This is a genomic window from Bradyrhizobium sp. INPA03-11B, assembly GCF_040446015.1.
Taxonomy (GTDB): Bacteria; Pseudomonadota; Alphaproteobacteria; order Rhizobiales; family Xanthobacteraceae; genus Bradyrhizobium; species Bradyrhizobium macuxiense_A.
Genome location: NZ_JASGSR010000201.1, coordinates 1 through 9,097 on the forward strand (window position 1 = coordinate 1; position 9,097 = coordinate 9,097).

Consider the following 9,097-nt stretch of genomic DNA (forward strand, 5'->3'; position numbering starts at 1 on the left):
TCTCGGCCTTCATCATGGCGTTCGGCGCGATCGGCTGGATGCACCACATGTACTCCGCCGCCCCGATCGTGTTCGGCATCGGCACCATCGGCGTGCTCTACACCATGGCGAGCTGGTGGGGCGACGTGATCAAGGAAGCCCAGTACAAGGGCGACCACACCCGCGTGGTGCAGATCAGCCACCGCTACGGCATGATCCTGTTCATCGCCTCCGAGGTGATGTTCTTCGTCGCCTGGTTCTGGGCCTTCTTCAACTCGGCGCTGTTCCCGGCCGACGCCGTCCACGCCACCCGCGACGCGGTGTTCGGCTGCGGCGCCGGTACGGCGATGGGCGCCTGCTCGGTGCCCGGCACCTGGCCGCCGCACGGCATCGAGACCTTCGATCCCTGGCATCTGCCGCTGCTCAACACGCTGCTGCTGCTGACCTCGGGCACCACCGTCACCTGGGCACACCATGCGCTGCTGGAGAACGATCGCCAGGGCCTCAAGCAGGGCCTGATCCTCACCGTGATCCTCGGCGCCTTGTTCACCTGCGTGCAGGCCTATGAGTACGCCCATGCGACGTTCTCGTTCGGCGGCAACGTCTATGGCGCGACCTTCTTCATGGCGACCGGGTTCCACGGCTTCCACGTGCTGGTCGGCACCATCTTCCTGCTGGTCTGCCTGATCCGCGCCTATGCCGGCCACTTCACGTCGAAGCAGCACCTCGGCTTCGAGTTCGCCGCCTGGTACTGGCACTTCGTCGACGTGGTCTGGCTGTTCCTGTTCATCTGCATCTACGTCTGGGGCCACGGCGCCGAGTCGATGGCGCACGGCGCCCACTAACTTCGCTGACGTGCTAAGAGGGGGGCGGCCAGATGGCCGCCCCTTTGCTTTTTGAAGAGAACCGATGACCGATACCCCGCCCACCGTGACCGAAAGCGCGATCCGCGGCATCGCCTGCCGCTGCCCGCGCTGCGGCAAGGGCAAGCTCTATTCCGGCTTCCTGACCCTGGCGCCACGCTGTGAGGCCTGCGGCCTCGACTACGCCTTCATCGATGCCGGCGACGGCCCGGCGATCTTCATCATCATGTTGGCCGGCGCCATCGTGGTCGCGGCGGCGCTGATCGTCGAGGTGAAGTACCAGCCGCCGTTCTGGGTGCACGCCGCGCTGTGGCTGCCGCTGATCGTGATCACCACCATCCTGCCGCTGCGCTCGATGAAGGCGCTGCTGATCGCGCTGCAATTCCACCACAAGGCCGCCGAAGGCCAACTGATCGAGCGCGACCCGAAATGAATGAAAGTAAGACGCGTCAGCCGAGCGCGGCCGGCTTCGGTATTTTCACGCTGATCCTGATCGCGGTGTTCATCGCCCTCGGCGTCTGGCAATTGCAGCGCCGGGTCGAGAAGCACGCGCTGATCGCGGCCCTCGACGCGCGGCTGGCCGCCCCGACCGAGGCCCTGCCGCCGCCGTCGGCGTGGCCCACGGTGACCTCCGCGAAGGATGAATTCCGCCGTGTCACTTTGACCGCGACCTACGCGAAGCAGCCCGACGCGATGGTGTTCAGCTCCGGCTCCGCGGTGCGCGACGACGTTTCGGGACCCGGCACCTGGGCGTTCCTGCCGGCCAAGCTCGCCAGCGGCGAGACCGTGGTGATCAACGCCGGCTTTGTGCAGAACACGATGCAGGACCGTGCCTTCGAGGATCGCGTCACCGGGCGCCTCGTCACCGGCACGCCGGTCGAGCTCACCGGCTATATCCGGTTTCCCGAGCCGCCGGGCCGGCTGACGCCAAAGGAGGACACGGCGAAGCGGCTGTGGTTCGTGCGCGATCATCGCGCGATGGCGCAGGCGCTCGGCTGGGGGCAAGTCGCGCCGTTCTATATCGATCTCGAGGCGCCGGTGCCGGACAGCGGCACGCCGAAGCCCGGGCCGCTCAAGGTGCGTCTCAAGGACGACCACATGCAGTACGCCATCACCTGGTTCTCGCTCGCCGCCGCGGTCACCATCGCCTTCGGCCTGTGGTGGCGCGGCCAGCGCCGCAGGGCAGGCTGACGCGCGGCACGGCGCGGGGCACGTCACGTCGCCGTCTCGGCTCCGTGTGGTGCGGCCTTCTGCGCGCCTTTGCGCAGCCTGGCGAGCCACCGGGTTATCCCGTCGAGATAGATATACACGACCGGCGTCGTGAACAGCGTCATCAGCTGCGAGACGATCAGCCCGCCGACGATGGCAAAGCCGAGCGGTTGGCGCAGCTCCGATCCGGTACCGGTGCCGATCATCAGCGGAACGCCGCCGAGCATCGCGCACATCGTCGTCATCAGGATCGGGCGGAAGCGCGCCCGGCAGGCCATGTAGACCGACTGTTCGGCAGGGAGATGCTGGTGGCGCTCGGCCTCCAGCGCGAAATCGATCAGCATGATGCCGTTCTTCTGCACGATGCCGATCAGCAGGATGATGCCGACCAGCCCGATCACGTCGAGCCCGAAGCCGAAGGCCCACAGCGCGAGCAGCGCGCCGAGCCCGGCGGACGGCAAGGTCGAGAGGATCGTGATCGGATGGATCGTGCTCTCATAGAGCATGCCGAGGATCAGATAGACGGCGACTACCGCGGCGAGGATCAGAATTGGGGTACTGCCGAGCGCCGCCTGGAACGCCTGTGCATTGCCCTGGAAGCTGGTGACGACGGTCGACGGCACGTGCAGGTCGGCGGTCGCCTTCTGGACCGCCGCGACTGCGGTTCCCACGGCCGTGCCCGGCGCCAGGTTGAAGCTCAGCGTCACCGACGGAAACTGGCTCTGATGATTCACCGAGAGTGGCGCGGTGCCGTAATCGATGCTCGCGATCTGGCTCAAGGGCACCATCGTCCCTGCGGACGAGCGGACATAGATGCGGTTGAGCGCGTAGGGGCCAAGCTGGAACGACGGGTCGACCTCCAGGATCACGTAGTAGGTGTTGAGCGTCGTGAACAGCTGGGCGACGTGACGCTGGCCGAATGAATCATAAAGCGTGTTGTCGACCGCGGCCGGATCGATGCCGAGGCGGGAGGCCGCGTCGCGGTCGATCTGCAGCTTGAGCTGACGCGCGGCGTTGGCCTGGTCGGTCGCGACGTCGGCCAGTTCCGGCAACGTCTTCAGCTTCTGATACAGCTTGCCGGCCCACAGATTGAGCTCGTCCTGGTTCACGTCGGTGAGGGTGAACTGGTACTGCGTCTTGGACAGGCGGCTGGCGAGATTGATGTCCTGCGTTGCCTGCATGAATACCGACATGCCCTTGATCTTCTGCAGCGCGCCGTCCAGCTGCCGGATCACCTGATCCGCGGACGCATTGCGCTCGTTGCGCGGCTTCAACAGCACGAACAGGCGGCCGTTGTTCTCGGTCACGGTCGGGCCGCCCGGCCCGATATAGCCGGTTGCATTGGCGACCGAGGGGTTCCTGGCGATGACGTCGATGACGCTGCGTTGCAGCGCCGCCATCTGCGCCGGCGAGATGTCCGCCGAGGCTTCCGTGATGCCGGTGATCATGCCGGTGTCCTGCTGCGGGAAGAAGCCCTTGGGAATGCCGACGAATAGCAGGCCGGTCACCGCAATGCTTGCCAGCATGACCGACAGGGTCGTCGCCTTGTAGCGCAGCGCCGCGGCCAATACGGCCTCATAGGCCGCCTGGATCGCGACGAAGCCGCGTTCCAGCGTGCGCGATACAGCGCCAGCCCCGGCGCTCTCATGTGGCGACAGCAGATACGCGCACATCATCGGCGTCAGCGTGACCGAGACGATCACCGACACCACGATGGCAACGCACACCGTGACGGCGAATTCCTGGAACATGCGGCCGATCACGCCGCCCATCAGCAGCAGCGGAATGAACACCGCGATCAGCGAGACCGAGATCGAGATGATCGTGAAGCCGATCTCGCCGGCGCCCTTCAAGGCGGCCTGCATTGGAGAGAGGCCTTCCTCGATGTGCCGCGAGATGTTCTCGATCATCACGATGGCATCGTCGACGACGAAGCCGACCGCGATCGACAGACCCATCAGTGACAAATTGTCGAGGCTGTAGTTGAGCAGATACATCACGCCGAAGGTGCCGATCAGCGAGATCGGGACCGAGACCGCGGGGATGACGGTCGCCCACAGATTGCGCAGGAACAGGAAGATCACGCCGACCACCAGCGCGATGGTCAGCACCAGGGTGAGCTGAACGTCGGCGACGCTGGCGCGGATGGTCTGCGTACGGTCCGAGGCGATCGTCACCTTTATGTCGGACGGCAGGCTCGACACCAGCTGCGGCAGCAGCTTCTTGATGCCGTCCACCGTGCTGATCACGTTGGCGCCAGGCTGGCGCTGGATCGCGAGGATGACGGCGGGCTTGTCGTTGTACCAGCCGTGTAGCGTGACGTCCTCGGCCGCCACCACGGCATGCCCGACGTCTCGCAGGCGCACCGGCGCACCGTTGCGATAGGCGATGATCAGATCGTCATACTTGTTTGCGACGAGCACCTGGTCGTTGGTGGCGAGCGTATAGGCCTGCTGGCTGCCGTAGAGCACGCCCTTGGGCTGGTTCACGGTGACGTTGCCGAGCGTGGTGCGCAACTGCTCGAGATCGAGTCCCGCGGCGGCGAGCTTGGCCGGATTGACCTGCACCCGGATCGACGGCTTCTGCATGCCGCCGATAGTGACGAGCGAGACGCCCGGCACCTGCGACAATTTCTGCGCCAGGATGCTGTCGGCATAGTCGTCGACCTTGGTCAGCGGCTCGGTGTCCGACGTCAGTGCGATCAGCAGCACCGGCACGTCGGCCGGATTGACCTTGTGGAAGGTCGGCGGCGACGGCATGGTCTTGGGCAATTGCCCCGATGCTGCATCGATTGCGGTCTGCACGTCCTGCGCGGCCGCATCGACGCCGCGGTTCAGCGCGAATTGCAGCGTGATCTGGGTATTGCCGAGCCCGCTGCTCGAGCTCATGCCGGTCAGGCCGGCGATCTGGCCGAATTGCCGCTCCAGCGGGGTTGCAACCGAGGAGGCCATGGTCTGCGGGTCGGCGCCGGGCAATTGCGCGGTGACCTGGATGGTCGGGGTATCCACGGTCGGCAGCGCCGAGACCGGCAGCCGCACGAAGGCGATCATGCCGACCAGCACGATGGCGACGGCGAGAAAAGCGGTGGCGACGGGTTTGCGGATAAAGCCTGCGGAGACGTTCATGGCAGCATGCCTGCGCTTGCGGTGGTTGCGTCCTGGACCTGGTCTTTCTTGTCATCGGGCACGATCTCGACCGTCGTTCCCGGATTGAGCCGGTATTGGCCGGCGGTGACGACAGTCTCGTTCGCGGCGAGGCCCTGCTCGACCAGCACCTGCCCATCACGCGATTGCCCGGTCGAGACATTGCGGATGCCGACGACGTCGTTCGCGCCGACAACGTAGGCGAAGGCGCCGTCCGGTCCCTGGCGCACCGCCGTCAGCGGCACGGTGAGCGCGTTGTGACGAACCGCGACCGTCAGATGGACATTGACGAAAGTGCCGGGCCACAGCGTGTTGCCGGCATTGGGAAAGGATGCCTTCAGCTGCACCGTGCCGGTCGAGCTGTCGACCTGGTTGTTGATCAGCATCAGGCTGCCGTGGTCGAGCTTTCGCTTGTTCTGTGCATCATAGACGTCGACCGACGCGTCTCCGGTTACCAGCGCCTGCCGGATACCGGGAATGTCGCCGGACGGCAGCGTGAAGATCACCGCAATCGGCTGCATCTGGGTGAGGACCACGAGCCCGTTGGTGTCGGTCGGGTGCACGACGTTGCCGGGATCGACGCGGCGGATGCCGGTGACGCCGTCGAACGGCGCTGATATCGTGGCGTAGCTCAGCTGGGTCTGTGCGGCTTCCAGCGCGGCCTTGTCGAGCGCGACGGTGCCTTCGCCCTGCGCGACCTGCGAATCCTGGGTATCGAGCAATTGCTGAGTGGCAAAGCCGCGATTGGCGAGTGGCTGGGTTCGCGCCAAATTGGTCCTGGCGTTCTTCAGGCTCGCCTCGTCGCGCGCCAGTGCGGCCTCTGCCTGGTCGACCTGGGCCTCGTAGACCCGCGGGTCGATCCTGGCGAGCACATCGCCGCGCTTCACCTGCTTGCCCTCGACGAAATCGACGCTGTCGATCGTACCCTGCACCTGGGTGCGGATGGTGGCCGTGTTGATCGGCGTCACCGTGCCCAGTCCTTCGAGCACGATCGGCACATCATGCTGCACGACCTTGGTCGCCGTCACCGGAACGGCAGGCGTGACCGTCTTCGACTGGGCCGCTGCCGGAGCCTTGTCGGCTGCGCGGTCCGGCCGATCCAGGGCATAGAGGCCGACGCTGACTGCGGCGACCACCAGGCACGCGCCCGCGATCTTGAGGGTCTTCGATGTCATGGATTACCAGCTCCATCGGTGGTCCGGCGGCCGATCGTTGCAACCAGCTCGAGGACAAAGGTTTCAGTTGCGCTTGCCGCGGCGGCTTGCGTCGCGCGGCCGGCGGTCAGGTCGAGATTGATGATGCGTGCGTCGAGATCGGCGGCGCGCAACGCACCGATCAGGCTGCCTTGCGGCGCTTCGTCGTTGTGATGAATGACGAGCCGGATCGCGGTTACCGTCGGCACCACGGAAAACGGCAGTGCCTCGGAGGCGACGTCGACCGCGACAACGCCGGCGCAGGGGAGCTCGCCCCTTAGCGTCAGTTCGAGCATGCGCCGCGCGATGGATCCTTCGCCCAGCAGGATCAACTGCCGCGGGGGGATATCGACGCGGTCGAGCGCTGCCGCAACGCCGCTCAGGATGCCGGCATAGCTGGTCTCGCGCAGCGCAATCGGCAGCCATGTCGCAAGCGGCGTGAGCCGTTGCCAGCGCGCGAAGGTCTCCGGCACGGCGATGGCCGTGGCATCGGGGGCGACCAGGACGCCGACCAGTACGCGCGCGTTGGAACGATGGGGCCGGGTTGCGTTGGCGCTGTGCGGGTTCTCGGGCATGGCCGGAAGCTGGCCCTTGGCCCGATATTATTCAAATGAATTGTCTTTATCCGCTAATTCATATCATGCATGATGGCGGCATGCGGCTGCGCAATCTCGACCTCAATCTCCTGCTGGTGTTCGACGCCGTCATGCGCGAGCGCAGCGTGGTGCGCGCGGCCGCCGCACTTGGCATCAGCCAGCCCGCCGTGAGCCATGCGCTGAACCGGCTGCGTCACGCCCTGAAAGACCAGCTGTTCGTCCGCACGCCGTCCGGCATGCTGCCGACGCCGCGGGCGGAAGCGCTCGCGCTGCCGGTCCGCAAGGCGCTCAACGAACTGCAACTGGCGGTCGAGGGGGATCGTTTCGATCCGGCGCAGGCGGATCGGCGCTTTGCCATTGCCGTCAACAATTATGCTGCGGTGGTCGCGGCCGGCGCGATCATCGCGGCGGTGCGCGCGCAGGCGCCCAGGGTGCGGCTGACACTGGTGCCGAGCGGGACCTTGAATCTCGCCGACCGACTCGATCGCGGCGAACTCGACGTTGCGATCTCCGCCGGCGCGCTGGAAGGCGAGCGCTTCGCGGCCCGCCGGTTGATCGAGGATCGCTTCGTCGCGGTGCTGCGGGCCGGTCATCCGGCCCTGCGCAAGAAGCTGACAGGTGAGACGCTGGTCGAGCTGCCGCATCTTGCGATCACCTCCAGCGGCGAGAATCTGGATTTCATCGATGCCTGGCTGCGGGCGCGCGAGGCCGAGCGCATCATTGCGGCCGATGTGCCGTATCTGTCCGCCGGCGCGGTCCTGGTGCAATCGAACATGGTCGCGATCCTCGGGCGCAAGCTCGCGCTCGAATTCCGCCGCGCCTATCCGATCGAGATGCGGGAGCTGCCGTTCGATGCATCGAGGCTGCAGAGCGTCATGAGCTGGCACCGCCGCTTCGACGATCTGCCTGCGCACCGCTGGCTGAGGGACACAATCATTGCCGCCACCAGCGGCATTTGACGTCTATCGAGACGATCCCAAAGCGATATGCCCGCGCCGATCTCTGGCGCGGGCGTATCGCAGTTGACCACTGCATTCGCTAATGACCGACCGGAGCGGGACCGCCGAGCTTGACCTTGCGCAAGGTCAGCGCCAGCGGGATCGCCGAGAGCGCGATCAGCATCAGCACCCAGAACGCATCCATGTAGGACAGGAAAGAGGCCTGGATCCGCACCTGCTGGCCGATCCACTGGATCGCCTGGCTGTGCGCCTGCGCCAATGCATTGCCCTGGGCGACGAAGTAGTCGGTGACCTGGTGCAGCGTGTCCTGATATTGCGGGCTCGACGGCGTCACCTGCTCGACCAGCCGGCTCTGGTGGAACTGCTGGCGATGCGTCAACACGTTGGAGACGATCGAGACGCCGATCGAGCCGCCGGTGTTCCGCGCCGCGTTGATCAGTGCGGAGGCCTGGTCGGTCTTCCCGGCGGGAATGCCGTCATAGGACGCCGTCATGATCGGAATGAAGATCAGCGGCAGGCCGATGCCGATCAGCATGCGCGAGCGCGCCATGAACCAGAAGCCGAGATCGCCGTACACGTTGGTCATGCTGTACATCGAAGCCGCGATGACCAGCGCGCCGGCGATGATCAGATATTTCGGCTGCACCTTGGCGGCGAGCCGGCCGACCACGAACATCATCAGCATGGTGACCACGCCGCCGGGCGACAGCACGAGGCCGGCCCAGGTCGCGGTGTAGCCGAAATCCTGCTGCACCAGCTGCGGCAGGAACTGGGTGGTCGCGAGCAGGATGGCGCCGGTCGCCAGCATCACCAGGAAGCAGGCGCCGAACTGCCGGGTCGCGACCATGCGCAAATCGATCATCGGGTTGCGGCGGCTCATCTCCCACGGGATCATCAGCACGAACGCGATAGCGCAGATCGCCGCTGACGTGATGATGAAGGGCGAGGCGAACCAGTCATCCTCGAGGCCGCGGTCGAGCATCACCTCGAGCGCGCCGAGGAAGGTCGCCACGAGCGCGAAGCCGATGAAGTCGAAGGTGTTGTCCTGCGGCTGCGCGCCCTTGGCCTTGGCGGGCTCCTGCAGCACCGCGGCGATCAGCGCGATCGCAAACACGCCGACCGGGGCGTTGATCAGGAAGCACCAATGCCAGGACA

The 9,097-nt window shown here is 65.9% G+C and carries 8 protein-coding genes; 4 read left to right on the forward strand and 4 right to left on the reverse strand.

Annotated features, from left to right (window positions below):
* The 3 genes from QMZ05_RS39250 to QMZ05_RS39260 all read left to right on the forward strand — a co-directional run.
* The coding region (locus QMZ05_RS39250; protein ID WP_353705632.1) for a cytochrome c oxidase subunit 3 at window positions 1-824 on the forward strand (824 nt) is incomplete at its 5' end.
* 64 nt (window positions 825-888) lie between these two features.
* Window positions 889-1,275, forward strand: coding sequence for a DUF983 domain-containing protein (locus QMZ05_RS39255; RefSeq protein ID WP_279707818.1), 387 nt, complete (start codon window positions 889-891; stop codon window positions 1,273-1,275).
* Window positions 1,272-2,033 carry an SURF1 family cytochrome oxidase biogenesis protein gene (locus QMZ05_RS39260; RefSeq protein ID WP_353705633.1) on the forward strand — a complete coding sequence of 254 codons (762 nt, stop codon included), beginning with the start codon at window positions 1,272-1,274 and terminating at the stop codon, window positions 2,031-2,033. Before QMZ05_RS39255 ends, QMZ05_RS39260 begins: the two co-directional genes overlap by 4 nt.
* A 23-nt stretch (window positions 2,034-2,056) precedes the next feature.
* Here the strand turns inward: QMZ05_RS39260 and QMZ05_RS39265 are convergent, their stop codons facing one another.
* The 3 genes from QMZ05_RS39265 to QMZ05_RS39275 are packed head-to-tail and all read right to left on the reverse strand — an operon-like array spanning window position 2,057 to window position 6,962.
* Window positions 2,057-5,176: an efflux RND transporter permease subunit gene (locus QMZ05_RS39265; protein ID WP_353705634.1), complete on the reverse strand. Its 3,120-nt coding sequence runs from the start codon at window positions 5,174-5,176 to the stop codon at window positions 2,057-2,059.
* Entirely contained in the window at window positions 5,173-6,369 is a 1,197-nt protein-coding gene (locus QMZ05_RS39270; protein WP_353705635.1) for an efflux RND transporter periplasmic adaptor subunit, read from the reverse strand. The genes QMZ05_RS39265 and QMZ05_RS39270 overlap by 4 nt, the downstream gene beginning before the upstream one ends.
* Entirely contained in the window at window positions 6,366-6,962 is a 597-nt protein-coding gene (locus tag QMZ05_RS39275) for a hypothetical protein (protein ID WP_353705636.1), read from the reverse strand. The genes QMZ05_RS39270 and QMZ05_RS39275 overlap by 4 nt, the downstream gene beginning before the upstream one ends.
* Before the next feature lie 80 nt (window positions 6,963-7,042).
* Between QMZ05_RS39275 and QMZ05_RS39280 the strand changes: the two genes are divergently transcribed.
* Complete coding sequence (locus QMZ05_RS39280; RefSeq protein WP_353705637.1) at window positions 7,043-7,942, forward strand: LysR family transcriptional regulator; 900 nt, start codon at window positions 7,043-7,045, stop codon at window positions 7,940-7,942.
* 79 nt (window positions 7,943-8,021) lie between these two features.
* Here QMZ05_RS39280 and QMZ05_RS39285 read toward each other — a convergent pair.
* Window positions 8,022-9,097 (reverse strand): MFS transporter (locus QMZ05_RS39285; RefSeq protein ID WP_353705638.1); only part of this gene is annotated, 1,076 nt, incomplete at its 5' end.

Excerpts from the sequence above, each read along its gene's own strand:
- QMZ05_RS39270 (WP_353705635.1), bottom strand. The coding sequence starts at position 6,369 with ATGACATCGAAGACCCTCAAGATCGCGGGCGCGTGCCTGGTGGTCGCC.
- QMZ05_RS39260 (WP_353705633.1), top strand. The coding sequence starts at position 1,272 with ATGAATGAAAGTAAGACGCGTCAGCCGAGCGCGGCCGGCTTCGGTATT.
- QMZ05_RS39275 (WP_353705636.1), bottom strand. The coding sequence starts at position 6,962 with ATGCCCGAGAACCCGCACAGCGCCAACGCAACCCGGCCCCATCGTTCC.
- QMZ05_RS39265 (WP_353705634.1), bottom strand. The coding sequence starts at position 5,176 with ATGAACGTCTCCGCAGGCTTTATCCGCAAACCCGTCGCCACCGCTTTT.
- QMZ05_RS39255 (WP_279707818.1), top strand. The coding sequence starts at position 889 with ATGACCGATACCCCGCCCACCGTGACCGAAAGCGCGATCCGCGGCATC.
- QMZ05_RS39280 (WP_353705637.1), top strand. The coding sequence starts at position 7,043 with ATGCGGCTGCGCAATCTCGACCTCAATCTCCTGCTGGTGTTCGACGCC.